The organism is Nocardiopsis sp. KDC1DS13DA1, from assembly GCF_055632325.1.
The window spans coordinates 14,904-31,254 of record NZ_JBVMUY010000032.1 but is presented as its reverse complement, the minus strand read 5'-3'; the positions used below and the strand labels follow the sequence as shown (position 1 = coordinate 31,254).

The 16,351-nt window shown below is 72.5% G+C and carries 13 protein-coding genes; all 13 read left to right on the top strand.

The genetic code is table 11. The features are described from left to right. Nucleotides 1–6 precede the first annotated feature (6 nt). The 13 genes from ACTVAJ_RS21190 (at nt 7) to ACTVAJ_RS21130 (ending at nt 16,280) form a co-directional block, all read left to right on the top strand. Nucleotides 7–864, top strand: coding sequence for a TrmH family RNA methyltransferase (locus tag ACTVAJ_RS21190; protein WP_470389960.1), 858 nt, complete (start codon nt 7–9; stop codon nt 862–864). A gap of 494 nt (nt 865–1,358) precedes the next feature. Then, nucleotides 1,359–2,600: a sensor histidine kinase gene (locus tag ACTVAJ_RS21185; RefSeq protein ID WP_470389959.1), complete on the top strand. Its 1,242-nt coding sequence runs from the start codon at nt 1,359–1,361 to the stop codon at nt 2,598–2,600. A gap of 178 nt (nt 2,601–2,778) precedes the next feature. Beyond that, complete coding sequence (gene pheS, locus ACTVAJ_RS21180) at nt 2,779–3,897, top strand: phenylalanine--tRNA ligase subunit alpha (RefSeq protein WP_470389958.1); 1,119 nt, start codon at nt 2,779–2,781, stop codon at nt 3,895–3,897. Continuing rightward, nucleotides 3,897–6,386 carry a phenylalanine--tRNA ligase subunit beta gene (gene pheT / locus ACTVAJ_RS21175; protein ID WP_470389957.1) on the top strand — a complete coding sequence of 830 codons (2,490 nt, stop codon included), beginning with the start codon at nt 3,897–3,899 and terminating at the stop codon, nt 6,384–6,386. The genes pheS and pheT overlap by 1 nt, the downstream gene beginning before the upstream one ends. A gap of 632 nt (nt 6,387–7,018) precedes the next feature. After that, nucleotides 7,019–8,245, top strand: coding sequence for an aminotransferase family protein (locus ACTVAJ_RS21170; protein ID WP_470390025.1), 1,227 nt, complete (start codon nt 7,019–7,021; stop codon nt 8,243–8,245). Nucleotides 8,246–8,495: 250 nt separating this feature from the next. Next, a complete protein-coding gene (locus ACTVAJ_RS21165) occupies nt 8,496–8,987 on the top strand; it encodes a MarR family winged helix-turn-helix transcriptional regulator (protein ID WP_470389956.1) in 492 nt (163 codons plus the stop codon). Nucleotides 8,988–9,183: 196 nt separating this feature from the next. Next, a complete protein-coding gene (locus ACTVAJ_RS21160; RefSeq protein WP_470389955.1) occupies nt 9,184–10,608 on the top strand; it encodes an NAD(P)/FAD-dependent oxidoreductase in 1,425 nt (474 codons plus the stop codon). Between the two features lie 114 nt (nt 10,609–10,722). Then, a complete protein-coding gene (gene argC, locus ACTVAJ_RS21155) occupies nt 10,723–11,751 on the top strand; it encodes an N-acetyl-gamma-glutamyl-phosphate reductase (RefSeq protein WP_470389954.1) in 1,029 nt (342 codons plus the stop codon). A 15-nt stretch (nt 11,752–11,766) separates the two neighbouring features. Next, nucleotides 11,767–12,567: a bifunctional ornithine acetyltransferase/N-acetylglutamate synthase gene (locus ACTVAJ_RS21150; RefSeq protein WP_470389953.1), complete on the top strand. Its 801-nt coding sequence runs from the start codon at nt 11,767–11,769 to the stop codon at nt 12,565–12,567. After that, on the top strand, nt 12,564–13,601 hold the full coding sequence (gene argB / locus ACTVAJ_RS21145; protein ID WP_470389952.1) for an acetylglutamate kinase: 1,038 nt from the start codon (nt 12,564–12,566) through the stop codon (nt 13,599–13,601). Before ACTVAJ_RS21150 ends, argB begins: the two co-directional genes overlap by 4 nt. Further along, on the top strand, nt 13,598–14,809 hold the full coding sequence (locus tag ACTVAJ_RS21140) for an acetylornithine transaminase (protein WP_470389951.1): 1,212 nt from the start codon (nt 13,598–13,600) through the stop codon (nt 14,807–14,809). The genes argB and ACTVAJ_RS21140 overlap by 4 nt, the downstream gene beginning before the upstream one ends. Beyond that, nucleotides 14,806–15,753, top strand: a complete 948-nt coding sequence (gene argF, locus ACTVAJ_RS21135) for an ornithine carbamoyltransferase (RefSeq protein WP_470389950.1) — start codon at nt 14,806–14,808, stop codon at nt 15,751–15,753. The genes ACTVAJ_RS21140 and argF overlap by 4 nt, the downstream gene beginning before the upstream one ends. After that, a complete protein-coding gene (locus ACTVAJ_RS21130; protein WP_470389949.1) occupies nt 15,750–16,280 on the top strand; it encodes an arginine repressor in 531 nt (176 codons plus the stop codon). The genes argF and ACTVAJ_RS21130 overlap by 4 nt, the downstream gene beginning before the upstream one ends. Nucleotides 16,281–16,351: the final 71 nt, after the last annotated feature.

Genomic DNA, 16,351 nt, shown 5'->3' with positions numbered 1-16,351 from the left:
GACGCGATGGCGAGCCACGAGTTCACGAGTATCCGTTCACCCAGGATCAAGGGGGTTCGGCGGCTCGCCAAGCGCACCTTCCGCCAGCGTGAGCGTCGCTTCCTGGCGGAGGGGCCGCAGGCGGTACGGGAGGCCCTGGCCGCCGCGGCCGACGGCGGTCGGTCCCCACAGGGGGCCGGCGCCGGGGTGGTCGAGGTCTTCGCCACGGCGGAGGCCATGCAACGCCACCTCACCCTGGTGGACGCCGCCCGAGCGGCGGGCGTCCCCACCCACCAGGTCAGTCTCGACGTGATGTCGGAGCTGGCCCAGACCGTGACCCCCCAGGGGATCATCGCGGTCTGCGAGTTCGTCGACGTGCCCCTCGACCGGGTCGGCGACGTCCGCCTGGCGGTCGTGCTCTCCCACGTGCGCGACCCCGGCAACGCGGGCACCGTCCTGCGGACCGCCGACGCGGCGGGGGCCGACGTCGTGATCTTCACCGACGCCTCCGTCGACCCCTACAACGGCAAGTGCGTACGCGCCTCCGCCGGGAGCCTGTTCCACCTGCCGGTGGTCGTCGGCGTCCCGGTCGCCCGGGCCGTGGAGTACCTGCGCGAACGCGGCGCCGCGGTGTGGGCCGCCGACGGCGGCGGCCCCCGGGACCTGCACGAGGTCGCCGACGGCGGCGACCTCGACGGCCGCGTCGGCTGGGTCTTCGGCAACGAGGCCTGGGGGTTGCCGGAGGAGACGGTGCGCCTCACCGACGGAGCCGTCAGCGTTCCGATCTACGGCGGGGCCGAAAGCCTGAATCTGGCCACAGCCGCCGCGGTGTGCCTCTACACCACCGCCCGCCAGCAGCGGCGCTCCCCTGACGGGCGCGCCTGACCCGGACCCGTCCCACCGGGCCGGAGGCGGTCTCACGCTCCGTGGCCCCGGCGCCGGGCCGGACGCCGGTCACCCTCCGTCGGCCGTGTGTTCCGCCCGAAACGCACATCCTCGGGCGGCTGGTACCGATAGGGTCGTCCTCGGGTCACGGAGGCGCATGCGGATTCCGCGTAGGCGGCCGCGTGCCCACCCGCGTCACGGGTGGGCGGTGGGATGGACCGTCGTCGCCGGGCAGGCTTGACGACACCGTGTGAGCACGCGTCGCGCCGTCCGGACGGAGGATCCCCCGTCCGGAGGGGAGGGGCGCTCGGGGAGTGCTTGTACGCTCGTCTACCGCCGGACGTCCCGATCCCGGTCCACAAGGCGTACCAGGTCGGAGTGCAGGGTAGACAACCTGCGGTGGTGCCCGTGGACGTGGGGCGGACGCCACCGGTCAGCGGTCCTCGGCCCGGCGCACGTACGGTCGTGGATCTTCAAGGGGAGCGGGGAGAGGCGTGGGCAGCGGCCGGCAGGCGGATCAACCGGCGGAGGACTCAGGCGGTGGGACCGGGCACGCCACGGAGGGCCCCGGCCGGGCAGTCGAACCAGCTACCGACATTCCCCATGAATCGGAGAATACGCGCGATTCGGACGTTCGTTTCGTGCGCGCCCCGGGTGCTGACGAGACCGCCCTCTGGGACGTCGACGGGGCCTTCGGCGGACCCGGTGGTGCCCCCCTGCACGCCGACGACCTCCCCGACGGAGTGGTGCTCGCCGACGCGCGCGGCCGCATCGTCCTGTTCAACGCCCAGGCGTCCCACCTGACCGGTATACCGGCCCGCGCCGCCCTCGGCCGCGACTTCCGCGAGGCCCTCGCACTCGTCGGTCCCGACGGACACGACTGGTGGGAGGCCAGCGACCCCTACGGCGGTGACCGCGAGCGTGTCCGGCAGGCCGAGCGCGCCCTCTACCTGCCCGACGACCGTGAGATCCTCGTCGCCGCCCGCTACGTGCGGGCCCGTCCCGGCGGCGACCTCGTCCGCCTGGTCGTCACCCTCAGGGACGCCGCCACCAGCGCCGACCGCAGCCGCGCCGACCTCGTCTCGGAGGTCGCCCACGAACTCCGGTCCCCCCTGACCAGCGTCAAGGGGTTCACCTCCACCCTGCTGACCAAGTGGGAACGGCTCACCGACAAGCAGAAGCTGTTCATGCTGGAGACGGTCAACGCCGACGCCGACCGCGTCACACGCCTCATCCACGACCTCCTCGACGTCTCCCGGATCGAGTCCGGACGCCTGGAGGTACGCCGCCAGGTCGTCGATCTCCCCGAGGCCGTGCGCCGCGTCGTCGCCGGGCGTGTGGCCGCGGGGGAGGCGGAGGACCGCTTCCGTGTCGAGACCCGCGGCGAACTCCCGCAGATGTGGCTCGACTCCGACAAGATCGGCCAGATCCTGTCGAACCTGGTGGAAAACGGGGTGCGGCACGGCGCTGGTACTGTCAGTATCGTGATCGAGCCGTGTGAGGGAGGAACAGCGGTGTCGGTGCGCGACGAGGGCCAGGGCATTGCGCCCGAGACCATTCCGCGCGTCTTCCGCCAGTTCTGGCGCAGCAAGCACCGGAGCGGGACCGGCCTCGGGCTGTTCATCGTCAAGGGCCTCGTCGAGGCCCACGGCGGCACGATCACCGTCGGGCGCGCCCCCAGCGGCGGCGCCGAGTTCCGATTTACCATGCCCGCCGGGACCCCCGAGTTCGTCTGAGTCCTCAGACCTTCGGCCCCGGTGGGCGTTCCAGCGTGCCCGGGCCGCGGCGGTGGACCCGTCACCCGGGCCGCCCGCAACCCGCCTGTGCTCGTCCTGTCGGCTTCGTCCGCCCCTGAGGGCGGACCGTGACTGCCGCCCGCCCCCGTCGCGGGGTCCGGCGGCGAGGCAACCAACCATGTCTGCACCGAACAATTCCTTCGACCCCGTCGAGGTGACCCCGCTGCACCCCGACGAGGTCGCCCGCATGCGTGAGGAGGCTCTGGCCGCCATCGAGGCCGCCGGAGACCTCGCCGAACTCAAGGAGGTCCGTCTCGCGCACGCCTCCGACCGTTCCCCGCTGGCACTGGCCAACCGGGAGATCGGCGCGCTGCCCCCGGCCGCCAAGGCCGACGCGGGCAAGCGCGTCGGCGGCGCCCGCCGCGACGTCGGCCAGGCGCTCAAGGCCCGCCAGACGGTCCTGGAGGCCGAGCGCGACGAGCGCGTCCTGGTCGAGGAGCGGGTCGACGTCACCCTGCCCTGGGACCGCGCGCCGCGCGGGGCCCGGCACCCGCTGACCACCGTCGCCGAGCGGATGGCCGACATCTTCGTCGGCATGGGCTTCGAGGTCGCCGAGGGGCCGGAGATCGAGGCGGAGTGGTTCAACTTCGACGCCCTCAACTTCCTGCCCGACCACCCGGCCCGCACCATGCAGGACACGTTCTTCGTCGAGAGCCCCGACGGAGGCGAGACCGGCCTGGTCATGCGCACCCACACCTCCCCGGTCCAGGTGCGCGCCCTGCTCTCGCGCGAGCTGCCGGTCTACGTGGTGGCGCCCGGCAAGACCTTCCGCACCGACGAGCTCGACGCCACGCACAGCCCGGTCTTCCACCAGCTGGAGGGCCTGGTCGTGGACAGGGGCATCACCCTGGCCCACCTGCGCGGTGCCATCGACGCCTTCGTGCACGGCATGTTCGGCGAGGGACTGCGGACCCGGTTCCGCGCCTCCTACTTCCCCTTCACCGAGCCGTCCGCCGAGGTGGACATGGAGTGCTTCGCGTGCCGCGGCGCGTCCGTGGGAGACCCCGAGGCCCCGTGCCGCACCTGCTCCAGCGAGGGCTGGATCGAGATCGGCGGCTGCGGTGTGGTCAACCCGCGCGTGCTCACCGCCGCCGGGGTGGACCCCGAGGTCTACAGCGGGTGGGCCTTCGGCCTGGGAATCGAACGGACACTGATGTTCGCGCACGGGGTGCGCGACATGCACGACATGGTCGAGGGCGACGTTCGCTTCACCTCGGCGTTCGGGAGTGAGAACTGATGCGCGTCCCCATGACCTGGCTGCGGGAGTACGTCGACCTGCCGTCCGACGTCACCGCCCGCGACCTCGCCGCCAAGCTGACCCTGGCCGGACTGGAGGTCGAGACCGTCGACGAACTCGGCTCCGACCTCAGCGGCCCGATCGTCTTCGGCCGCGTGCTGGAGATCGAGGAGCTCACCGGCTTCAAGAAGCCCATCCGCTTCTGCCGGGTGGACGTCGGACAGGCCAACGGCACCGGTGAACCGCAGGAGATCGTCTGCGGCGCCCGCAACTTCGTCCAGGGCGACCTCGTCGTGGTGTCCCTGCCCGGGGCGGAGCTGCCCGGCGGCTTCCGCATCGGCGCCCGCAAGACCTACGGCCGCATGTCGGCGGGCATGATCTGCTCCACCCCCGAACTCGGGCTGTGGGAGGACCCCGACGGCATCATCGTCCTGCCCGAGGGCTTCGGGGAGGTCGGCACGGACGCCATCGGTCCGCTCGGCCTGCGCGAGGACGTCCTCGACATCGCCGTCACCCCGGACCGCGGCTACGCCCTGTCCATGCGCGGTGTGGCCCGCGACGCCGCCGCCCTGTACGGGGTGGACTTTCGCGACCCCGCCGCCGTCGAGGTCACCGCTCCCACCGGGGAGGGCCACCCGGCCGAGGTCGACCCGAAGGTGTGCGACCGCTACGTCCTGCGCGGCGCCACCGGTTTCGACCCGCAGGCGCCCACCCCCGTGTGGATGCGCCGACGGCTGCACCAGAGCGGTGTGCGTCCGATCTCCCTCGCGGTCGACGTCACCAACTACGTGATGCTCGAACTCGGCCAGCCGCTGCACGCCTGGGACCGAGGCCGGATCAGGGGCGCGCTGGCCGTGCGCCCCGCGGCGCAGGGGGAGAAGCTGGAGACCCTGGACCACGTCCAGCGCGCCCTGGACCCCGACGACATCGTCATCGCCGACCCGACCGGGCCGGTCAACATCGCGGGCGTCATGGGCGGGCTGTCCACGGAGATCTCCCTGACCACCACCGAGGTCCTGGTGGAGGCCGCGCACTTCGAGGCGATGCACATCGCCCGTACCTCGCGCCGCCACCAGCTGTCCTCGGAGTCCTCGCGGCGCTTCGAGCGCGGCATCGACTCCGCCGTGCAGCCGGTCGCCGCCACCCGCGCGGTCGAACTCCTCGCCGAGCTGGGCGGCGCCACCGTCGAGGGCGCCTACACCCACGTCGACCAGGCCGCGCCCCGCGAGCCGATCCGGATCAGCGCCGCCCACGCGGGGGCCGTCGCCGGAGTCGACTACGCCGCGCACGCCACGGAGCGGTGGCTGAGCCTCGTGGGCTGCGCGGTCGAGGCCGACGGCGACACCCTGGCGGTCACCCCGCCCACCTGGCGGCCCGACCTGACCGACCCCAACGACCTGGCCGAGGAGGTCATCCGGTTCGAGGGCTACGAGAACATCCCCTCGATCCCGCCGCGGGCCCCCTCCGGGCGCGGGCTGACCACCAGCCAGCGGCTGCGCCGCGCGGTCGGGCGGACCCTGGCCGCCACCGGGTACAACGAGGTGCTCAGCTACCCCTTCGTGGGTGAGCGCGACCTCGCCGGGCTCCAGCTGGAGGACGACGACGCCCGCAGGCTGAGCCTGCGCCTGGCCAACCCCCTCAACGACGAGGAACCGCTGCTGCGCACCACGCTGCTCCCGGGCCTGTTCAAGGCCCTGGCCCGCAACGTGGGCCGCGGCTTCCCCGACGTCGCGCTCTTCGAGATGGGCCTGGTCTACCGCCCCCGGCCCGGATCGACCCGCGCGCCGCTGCTGCCCGTCGACCGGGGGCCCAGCGCCGAGGAGCTCCGCCAGATCGACGCCGCCCTGCCCGAGCAGCCGCGCCGGGTCGGTGCGGTCCTGTCGGGCGACGCCGAGCGCGCGGGCTGGTGGGGGCAGGGCCGGTCGGCCTCCTGGGCCGACGCGATCCAGGCGGCGCGGGACGTCGCCCGGGTCGCCGGGGTCGGCTTGGAGGTCGAGGCGGACCAGCACGCCCCCTGGCACCCCGGCCGCTGCGCCGCGCTCTACGTGCGGGTGGACGGTGGGCGCGTGCTCGTGGGCCACGCCGGTGAGCTGCACCCGCGTACGGTCAAGGCGTTCTCCCTGCCCGAGCGCACCGCCGCCGTCGAGGTCGACCTCGACCGCATCGAGCGGGCCCGTGCCGAGACCATCGCGCCCGAGGTGTCCACCTACCCGGTGGCCACGCAGGACGTCGCCCTCGTCGTGGACGAGGCGGTCCCGGCCGGAGCGGTCAGCGACGCCCTGGCCACGGGCGCGGGCGCCCTGTTGGAGAGCGTCCGCCTGTTCGACGTCTACACGGGTGAGCAGGTCGGGGAGGGACGCAAGTCGGTCGCCTTCACCCTGCGGTTCCGTGCCGACGACCGCACGCTGACCGCCGAGGAGACCACCGCCGCGCGCGACGCCGCGGTCGCCGAGGCGGCCGAGCGTACGGGGGCGACCCCGCGCGCGTAGGCAGTGTCCTCTGTGGTCCTCCGCTTCGCTGAGGACCGTGTCCGGACGCCGCCGGGGATTCCTCATCCTCGACGGCGCCTGACGCCCGTTCCTCGCTGGCGGCTTGTCTCGTCGTGCACAACCCTGGCGGCGTCCGAACGACACCCCTGGGGCCATCGCTCCAGGAGACAGGCGACGGGCCCGAAGCGGACACGGCGGGGCCGGTCTCCCGAGAGGGGAAGACCGGCCCCGCCGCCGTCATGTCACGGGGATGCCGCACACGTGAACCCGGCAACCCGGGCGTGGTGAAACCATCGTTGCCCAGAGGCCGTATCTGAACTGATTTTCGCCCCGTTTTTCCTGCGTAGAGCGGGTTTTGGTGATGGTTGCTCAGGGTAGCCCGCATGAAGTTTGGGTTTCGGGGCATGAAGGATCGTTTTGGCTCTTGCTCACCGGCGGGTGGAGAACTTAGCCTGCAAGCACCTGACACACTCTGGGCGCCCAAGTGTGGGTCGGTTCAACCTGAGTTTTCCGCTGCGCTCACGCGCATGACTCGGCTCGGAGGTCGCCATATGACCGAAACGGTTGTCTCGTCCGCGCTCATCCCCAAGGAACACAGGGAACCCAGCCGCCTCTGGCACACCTTCTGCGACATGAACACCGTGGCCGCTGGCCCGGAGTTCGTCGTGGAGCGCGCGGAGGGTGTGTGGCTCTGGGACGCGTCCGGCGACCGGTACCTGGACGGCACGTCCAGCCTCTGGTACTGCAACGTCGGGCACGGCCGCACCGAGATCGCGGACGCGGTCCACCGACAGATCAGCACCCTGGAGGCCTACACCGTCTACGGGGACTTCACCAACCGGCCCGCCCGGGACCTGAGCGAACGACTGGCAGCCCACGCGCCGGTCGACGACCCGAAGGTCATCCTGACCTGCGGGGGAGGCGAGTCGATCGACACCGCCGCCAAGCTGGCCCGCCGTTACTGGGGGGTTCTCGGGCAGCCGCAGCGCACCCACCTGATCAGCCGCACCGGCGGCTACCACGGGCTGCACGGCTTCGGGACCAGCATCATCGGGATGGAGCGCTTCCGCACCGGCTACGGGCCGCTCGTCGAGGACACCTCCGTGGTCACGCACGACTCCGCGGCCGCGCTGGAGGCCGAGATCCTGCGCGTGGGTCCGGACCGGGTGGCGGCCTTCTTCGCCGAGCCGGTCATCGGCGCCGGAGGCGTGTTCGCGCCGCCGGAGGGTTACTTCGCCGAGGTGGCGAGCGTCTGTCGCAGGTACGGCGTGCTGTTCGTCGTCGACAGCGTCATCTGCGGCTTCGGCCGGATGGGTAACTGGTTCGGCATCGAGCGCTTCGGCGTCAGCCCGGACATGATCGTGTTCGCCAAGGGCGTCTCCAGCGGGTACCTGCCCCTCGGCGGGGTGGTGGTCAGCGGACGGATCGCCGATCCCTTCTGGAACGAGCCGGGCAACCCGTTCATGCACGGCACCACCTACGCCGGGCACCCCGCCTGCTGTGCCGCCGCCATGGCCAACCTGGACATCCTGGAACGCGAGGACCTGTTCACGGTCTCACTGGAGGTCGAGCGCCACCTCGACAGCGCGTTGCGCGGCCTGGCCGACCACCCGCTGGTCGCCGAGGTCCGTTCGGGTGTGGGTGTCATGGGTGCCGTGGAACTCACGGAGGAGGCGCTCACCGGTCGGGGGATCACCACGGCGGAGGTGTTCGCCGAGGCGCGCTCCCGCGGTGTCATCCTGCGGCCGGTGCCCCGGGCGCTGCTCGTCTCACCGCCTCTCGTCATCACGTGGGAGCAGATCGACCACCTGGTCTCCACTCTCACGGCCGCGCTGGACGCGGTGGCCGCGAGGCACTGAACGATCGTGTCCCTGCCGTTCTCCGGGGCACGGCAGGGACACGATCGAGGACGACCCCTCCCGGCGTCCCCCTCCGCGCCCGGTGCGCCTCCTTCCGGAACGTCCGATCCGATCCGTATCGTCACGCCTCGGGTGAGGTGGCGATGGTGCGTTGGCCCGGATCTCAGCCATCGAGTAATATTTTCTGGGAAGATATTTCTTGAGGGTGAGAAGCGTGAGCCTCCACCCTCGGACGACGGGGGAGCGGGACATGGCGACACGGACGGCCGGCGGCCCGGCCGGTGCGAGCGCAGGAGCGCCCAGCGACGACGATCTCATCACCGCCTGGGGGCTGCTCCACGAGGCGATGAACGCCCTCCAGCCCAAACTGCTGGGCGGTGTGACGCCGGACGGCAGGGATATGGCGGGGCCCTGGTTCGAGGTCCTCATCCGCCTCCAGCGCACACCCGGACACCGGTTGCCGATGAGCCGGCTCGCGCGTGAGGTGAGTCTGAGCACCGGCGGTTTCACCAAGCTCGCCGACCGGCTGGAGCGCGAGGGGTACCTGGAACGGGCGGCCTGCGACTCCGACCGCAGGGTCGTGTACGCGACCCTCACCGACGCCGGTCTGGCCTTCATCGACCAGGTGCGCGTCAAGCACGTCGAACGCCTCCGCGAGCACGTCCTGGAACCGCTCGGCGCCGACGGAGTTCGACAACTGGCCTTCCTGGCGCGTACTCTCCGTGACAGCGCATGCCACTGACGGTCCTTCCGGTTCGGACGCTGCGTAGTCGTTTCCCTCTGGCGTTCCCGCTCTGATCCGCCCGAACGTGTCGAAAACATCCCACGGGCCGCCGTTCCCGTGTAGGTTGGCGGGAGTTCTGGGGTTCCACGCGGGGTGCGCCGTGGGCGATGAGGTTCCGGGGGGAATGATGAGACTTTTCACCACAGCCGCGCAGATGAGGCCGATTCCCCGATCCTCGCGCTTCTGTAACGGCGCCGTCTCGTTCTGGTTCCGCGAGTCCGGACTGCCCGAGCGCAGGGCGGCCCTGCCCGGCGACGCGGACTACGACGTCTGTGTCGTCGGCGCAGGTTACACCGGGCTGTGGACCGCCTACTACCTCAAGAAGGCCCAGCCGGACCTGCGTGTCGCGATCGTCGAGCGCGAGTTCGCCGGCTTCGGAGCCTCCGGGCGTAACGGAGGGTGGCTGTCGGCGGAGTTCGCCGGTTCCCGCGAACGTTACGCGCAGTCACACGGCAAGTCCGCCATGATCGCCCTGCAGCGCGCGATGATGGCCACCGTCGACGAGGTCGCCTCCGTCACCGAGGCCGAGGGGATCGAGGCCGACATCGTCAAGGGCGGTATGCGTCTGGTCGCCACCAACGCCGCCCAGCGCGAGCGCCTGGTCGAGGAGATCGAGTACCTCCAGGAGTGGGGTTACTGGCCCGACGACGTCCACCTGCTGGAGCCCGAGCACGAGCCCCGGCTGGCCGTCCAGGGCGCCGTCGCCTCCGCCTACTCCCCGCACGCCGCCCGCGTCCAGCCCGCCAAACTGGTCACCGGCCTGGCCCGCGTGGTCGAGTCCCTGGGCGTGGACATCTTCGAGGGCACCTCGGTGGAGGAGATCCGCCCCCGCCGCGACACCGGCCGTCCCGCCGCCGTCACCGACCACGGCACCGTGTACGCGGACCATGTCATCCGCGCCACCGAGGGGTTCACCTCGACCCTGCGCGGCCAGCGCCGCGAGTGGCTGCCGATGAACTCCTCGATGATCGCCACCGAGCCGATCGCCCCCGCCCTGTGGGAGAAGATCGGCTGGAACGGGCGCGAGGTCCTGGGCGACACCGCGCACTCCTACGTCTACGCCCAGCGCACCGCCGACGACCGCATCGCCATCGGCGGCCGGGGCGTGCCCTACCGGTTCGGCTCCGCCCAGGACCGCGAAGGGGCCACCCAACCGCAGGCGATCGCCGAGCTCTGGCGCGCCCTCACGCGCATGTTCCCCGACGTGGCCGACGTGCCGGTCGAGCACGCCTGGTCCGGGGTGCTGGGCGTGCCGCGCGACTGGTGCCCGACCGTGCACCTGGACCCCGAGAGCGGCCTCGGCTGGGCGGGCGGCTACGTGGGCAGCGGCGTGGCCACCAGCAACCTCGCCGGGCGGACCCTGCGCGACCTCGTCCTCGGCCGGAACACCGACCTGACCCGCCTGCCGTGGGTGGGCCACCAGGTTCGCGGTTGGGAGCCCGAACCCCTGCGCTGGGTGGGTACGCAGGTCATCTACGGTCTGTACCGCACGGCCGACCGCCGTGAGTCCCGCACCCCCGAGGAGCGCGCCCACACCTCCCGGTTCGCCGGACTGGCCACCCGTATCGCCGGTCGCTGAACCCCGGATCCAGGCAGGGCCCCGGCCGTTCCAGCCGGGGCCCTGCCGTGTATGGTTGCATAAACTTGCAGAGGCGTGCATGATAGTTCAGTCAGCTTCGAATGGGGGAGCACCATGGGATACACCGCCGCGATCGCCGGAGCCAGCGGATACGCGGGAGGCGAACTGCTGCGCCTGCTGCTCGGCCACCCGGAGATCGAGATCGGTGCCCTGACCGCCGGAGGCAACGCCGGATCCCCCCTCATCGAGCACCAGCCGCACCTGCGTCCGCTCGCCGACCGCGTCCTGGCCCCCACCACGGTGGAGGAACTGCGCGGCCACGACGTCGTCTACCTCGCCCTGCCGCACGGCCAGTCGGCCGACATCGCCCAGCGGCTGGGCGACGACGTCCTGGTCGTCGACTGCGGCGCCGACTTCCGGCTGAACGACGCCGCCGCCTGGGAGCGTTTCTACGGCACACCGCACGCGGGTACCTGGCCCTACGGTCTCCCGGAACTGCCCGGGCAGCGGGAACGGCTCTCCGGAGCCCGGCGGGTGGCCGTGCCCGGCTGCCACGTCACCGTCGCCACCCTCGCCCTCTTCCCCGGTCTGGCGGAACAGCTCGTCGAGCCCGACCTCACCGTGGTCGCCGTCACCGGCACCTCGGGCGCGGGCAAGGCACCCAAGCCGCACCTCGTCGGCAGCGAGATCATGGGCGCCCTGAGCCCCTACGGTGTCGGCGGCGCCCACCGCCACAACCCCGAGATCGTCCAGAACCTGACCTCCGTGACCGGCGAACCCGTCCGCCTGTCCTTCACCCCGGTGCTCGCGCCCCTGCCGCGCGGCATCCTCGCCACCTGCACCGCCCCCCTGCGGCCCGGGGTGACCGCCGCGCAGGTCCGCGCGGCCTACGAGACCAGCTACGCCGACGAGCCCTTCACCACCCTCCTGCCCGAGGGCACCTGGCCCAGCACCGCCATGACCCTCGCGGCCAACACCACGCTCGTCCAGGTGACCGTGGACCCCGACGCGAACCGCATGGTCGCGGTCGCCGCCCTGGACAACCTCACCAAGGGCACCGCGGGCGGCGCCGTCCAGAGCACCAACCTCGCCCTCGGCCTCCCCGAGACCACCGGCCTGCCGCTCACCGCGGTCGCCCCCTAACCAGGAAGGCACACCGTGAGTGTCACCGCACCCCGGGGCTTCCGCGCCGCGGGAGTCGCCGCGGGCCTGTCCGCCAGCGGAGCCCGGGACGTCGCCGTCGTCGTCAACGACGGTCCCTCCCGCGCGGCCGGAGCAGTGTTCACCGGCGGAGCCGACCGCGCCGCGCCGGTCCTGTGGTCCGCGCAGGTCGCCGCGGGCGGGCGCGTGCGCGCCGTCGTCCTCAACTCCGACGGCGCCAACGCGGGCACCGGCCCCCTCGGCTTCCAGGACGTGCACGCCGTCGCCGAACACGCCGCCGACGCCCTGTCCGACTCCGCGGCCGAGATCGTGGTGTACTCCAGCGGCCCCGCCGAGGTGCGTCCGCCGCTGGACGCCCTGCGCGACGGCGTCACCGCCGCGGTCGGCGAGGTGAGCCGCGGCGGTGGGCTGGCCGCCGCCGACGCGATCCGCACCACCGACACCGTCGCCAAGATCGTCTTCCGGCGCGGCGACGGTTACACCGTCGGAGCGATGGCCAAGGGCCCCGACCCCTCCGTGTCCACCGTCCAGTGCGTCCTCACCACCGACGCGGACCTGACCGCCGACCAGTGCCGCGAACTGCTGGCCCCGGCCATGGCGAAGTGCTTCGCCCCCTTGACCGCCACCAACGACGCCGCGCTGCTCATGGCCAGCGGCGCCAGCGGCGTCCGCCCCGACCGGGACGCCTTCGCCGCGCTGCTCGCCGAGGTCTGCGCGGACCTGGCCGCCCAGGTCGGCACCGACACCGGCACCGAGAGCACCGACGTCCCCACCACCGACCACGGAACACCCACATGATCTCCCGCCCACCCCACCAGCGACCGAACCCCGGCGCCGAGCGCCCCGCCACCGGAGAGCCCATGGACGACCAGGCGCGTGCCATCGACAAGGCCGCCAACCTCATCGAGGCGCTGCCGTGGCTCTCCCGCTTCCACGGCCGCACCGTCGTGGTCAAGTACGGCGGCAACGCCATGGTCAGCGAGGAGCTGCGGGTCCGCTTCGCCGAGTCGATCGTGTTCCTGCACTACGCCGGTCTGCGCCCTGTCGTCGTCCACGGCGGCGGACCCCAGATCAGCGCCGAACTCGACCGGGCGGGTGTGGAGTCCACCTTCACCGCCGGGCTGCGCGTGACCACCGACGAGGCCATGAACATCGTGCGCATGGTCCTCACCGGCCAGGTCAACCGCGAGATCGTCGGCCTCGTCAACCAGCACGGCCCCTTCGCCGTCGGCCTGTCCGGGGAGGACGCCAACCTCCTCACGGCCGAGCGCAAGACCGTCACCGTCGACGGTGAGCCCGTGGACATCGGCCGCGTCGGCGAGGTGACCGCGGTCGACCCCGGCGCCGTCGCCGCACTCATCGCCGACGGCCGCATCCCCGTGGTCTCCAGCGTCGCCCGCGCCGACGACGGGGGCGTCTACAACGTCAACGCCGACACCGCGGCCTCCGCCCTGGCCGTCGCCCTGGGCGCCAGCAAGCTCATCATGCTCACCGACGTCGAGGGCCTGTTCGCCGACTACCCCGACAACACCGAGCTGATCAGCCGCCTCAACGTCGACGAGCTGCGTTCGCTCCTGCCGACCCTGTCGTCGGGCATGCTGCCCAAGATGGAGGCCTGCCTGCACGCGGTCGAGGGCGGTGTGCCCCAGGCGCACATCATCGACGGCCGGGTCCCGCACTCGCTCCTGCTGGAGGTCTTCACCGACCAGGGCGTGGGCACCATGGTCGCCGACGAGGAACTCGAAGCCGCCCTGCTCGCCGGGAACGGCCACCACCCGCGCCCCTGGCGCCCCACCGACACCACCATCCACAGCACAGGAGGCACGAAGTGACCAGCGGCGCCGACCTGCGCGAGCGGTTCTCCGCCGCGCTCATGCCCAACTACGGTGTTCCCCCCATCGCCCTCACCCTCGGCCGCGGCTGCGAGGTCTACGACGCCGACGGGCGCCAGTACCTCGACCTCATCGCCGGGATCGCGGTCTCCAGCCTCGGCCACGGCCACCCGGCCCTCGTCAAGGCCGTGGCCCACCAGGCGGCCACGCTCGCCCACACGAGCAACCTGTTCGTCCACGAGCGCGAGGTCGAGCTCGCCGAACGGCTCGTCGCCCTCCTCGGCGGCGACGCCAAGGTCTTCTTCGCCAACTCCGGCACCGAGGCCAACGAGGCGGCCCTCAAACTCGTCAAGCGCGCGGCGGGCCCGGGCCGTCACTACTTCGTGGCCGCCACCCGGGGTTTCCACGGCCGCACCTCCGGCGCCCTCGCCCTGACCGGCAAGGACTCCATCCGCGAGCCCTTCGGCCCCTACGGCATGGACGTGCGCTTCGTCCCCCACGGCGACATCGACGCCCTCACCGAGGCCGTCGACCCGGGGTGCGTCGCCGTGTTCACCGAACCCACCCAGGGCGAGGCCGGGGTCGTTCCAGCGCCCGAGGGCTACCTCTCGGGCGTGCGCGCGGTGTGCGACGAGACCGGTGCCGCCTTCGTCCTCGACGAGATCCAGAGCGGCATCGGCCGCACCGGCCGGTGGTTCGCCCACCAGGAGGCGGGGGTGCGCCCCGACGTGCTCACCCTGGCCAAGGGGCTGGGCGGAGGGCTGCCCATCGGCGCCTGTGTCGGTTTCGGTGACTACGCCGACGCCTTCCACAAGGGCGACCACGGCTCCACGTTCGGCGGCAACCCCGTGGCGTGCGCCGCCGCCCTGGCTGTCCTCGACACCGTCGAGAGCGAGGGCCTGCTCGCCCACACCGCCGTCATGGGCGACCTGCTCGCCGAGCAGCTCGACGCGATCGACCACCCGCTCCTGGAGGGACAGCGCGGCAGCGGACTCTGGCGGGCCCTCAGCCTGACCGCTCCCGTCGCCGCCCACGTCCAGGACCAGGCCGCCGTCCGCGGGTTCCTCGTCAACGCCGTGGGCCCCGAGACCATCCGCCTCGCCCCGCCCCTCGTCATCACGCCCGAGCAGATCGGCGTCTTCATCGAGGCGCTGCCGACCGTCCTCGACGCCGCCGAGGCCGCCGCCACCAAGGAGAACCAGTCATGAACCGGCACTTCCTGCGCGACGACGACCTCTCCCCGGCCGAACAGGCCCGGGTGCTCGACCTCGCCGACGCCATGAAGAAGGACCGCTTCGGCCACCGCCCGCTCGCCGGGCCGCGCACCGTCGCGCTCCTCTTCGACAAGCCCTCCACCCGGACCCGGCTGTCCTTCAGCGTCGGTGTCGCCGACCTCGGCGGCACACCGCTGGTCGTGGACACCGCCACCACCCAGATGGGCCGCGGCGAACCCCTGGCGGACACCGCCCGCGTCCTGGAGCGCCAGGTGGCCGCCGTCGTCTGGCGGACCTTCGCCCAGGCCGACCTCGAGGCCCTCGCCCGGTCCAGCTCGGTTCCCGTGGTCAACTCCCTCACGGACGGGTTCCACCCCTGCCAGATCCTCGCCGACCTCCAGACCGTCCGCGAACACAAGGGCACCCTGGCCGGCCGCACCCTCGCCTACCTCGGCGACGGCGCCAACAACATGTCCCACTCCTACCTGCTGGGCGGCGCCACAGCCGGTCTCCACGTACGGGTCGGAGCGCCCGAGGGCTACCACCCCGACCCCGCCGTCCTCGCCCGCGCCGCCGAGATCGCCGAGGGCACGGGCGGTTCGGTCACCGTCACCACCGACCCCCGCGAGGCGGCCGACGGCGCCGACGTCCTGGCCACCGACACCTGGGTCTCCATGGGCCAGGAGGACGAGGCGGGTGACCGTGAGGCTCCCTTCCGCCCCTACATCGTCGACACCGGCCTCCTGTCCGTCGCGCACCCCGAGGCGATCGTCCTGCACTGCCTGCCCGCCTACCGCGGCAAGGAGATCGCCGCCGAGGTCATCGACGGCCCCCAGAGCGTGGTGTGGGACGAGGCGGAGAACCGCCTCCACGCCCAGAAGGCCCTCCTCGCCTTCCTCCTGGAGCCCGGTACGGGTACGGGGGGCGAGCGCCGATGACCAACGACGGCGGTACGGCGCCGATGACCAAGGCGGCCCGGCACGCCCGGATCACCGACGTCCTCACCCGCGAGGACGTCCGGTCCCAGGGTGATCTGGCCAAGCGCCTGGCCGCGGCGGGGGTCCAGGTCACCCAGGCCACCCTCTCCCGGGACCTGGACGAACTCGGCGCGGTCAAGCTCCGCACCGCCGACGGCCACCTGGCCTACGTGCTGCCGGGTGAGGGCGGCGAGCGCCTGCAACGCACCCGCCCCGACACGCTCGACCTGTCGGAGGCCTCCGGCGCCCGCCTGACCCGGCTGGCCGAGGACCTGCTGGTGTCGGCCGAGGCCTCCGCCAACATGGTCATCGTCCGCACCCCGCCCGGGGCCGCCCAGTTCCTGGCCTCGGCGATCGACCACACCGACTTCCACGCCATCCTGGGCACCATCGCCGGGGACGACACCATCCTGGTGATCTCGCGCGACCCCCAGGGGGGCGAGGATCTGGCGGAGGCGCTCCTGCGCCTGGCCGACAGACGGCCCTGAGCCGTGCCTGCCTCGAGCCTCCGCTTCGCCTCGGCCCGTGTCCGGGTGCCCGGAAGGCCGGGGATCCCGCA

Coding starts and splice junctions, on each gene's coding strand:
- ACTVAJ_RS21190 (WP_470389960.1), top strand. CDS start 7: ATGGCGAGCCACGAGTTCACGAGTATCCGTTCACCCAGGATCAAGGGG.
- pheS (WP_470389958.1), top strand. CDS start 2,779: ATGTCTGCACCGAACAATTCCTTCGACCCCGTCGAGGTGACCCCGCTG.
- argC (WP_470389954.1), top strand. CDS start 10,723: ATGGGATACACCGCCGCGATCGCCGGAGCCAGCGGATACGCGGGAGGC.
- ACTVAJ_RS21160 (WP_470389955.1), top strand. CDS start 9,184: ATGAGGCCGATTCCCCGATCCTCGCGCTTCTGTAACGGCGCCGTCTCG.
- ACTVAJ_RS21165 (WP_470389956.1), top strand. CDS start 8,496: ATGGCGACACGGACGGCCGGCGGCCCGGCCGGTGCGAGCGCAGGAGCG.
- ACTVAJ_RS21130 (WP_470389949.1), top strand. CDS start 15,750: ATGACCAACGACGGCGGTACGGCGCCGATGACCAAGGCGGCCCGGCAC.
- ACTVAJ_RS21170 (WP_470390025.1), top strand. CDS start 7,019: ATGAACACCGTGGCCGCTGGCCCGGAGTTCGTCGTGGAGCGCGCGGAG.
- argF (WP_470389950.1), top strand. CDS start 14,806: ATGAACCGGCACTTCCTGCGCGACGACGACCTCTCCCCGGCCGAACAG.
- pheT (WP_470389957.1), top strand. CDS start 3,897: ATGCGCGTCCCCATGACCTGGCTGCGGGAGTACGTCGACCTGCCGTCC.
- argB (WP_470389952.1), top strand. CDS start 12,564: ATGATCTCCCGCCCACCCCACCAGCGACCGAACCCCGGCGCCGAGCGC.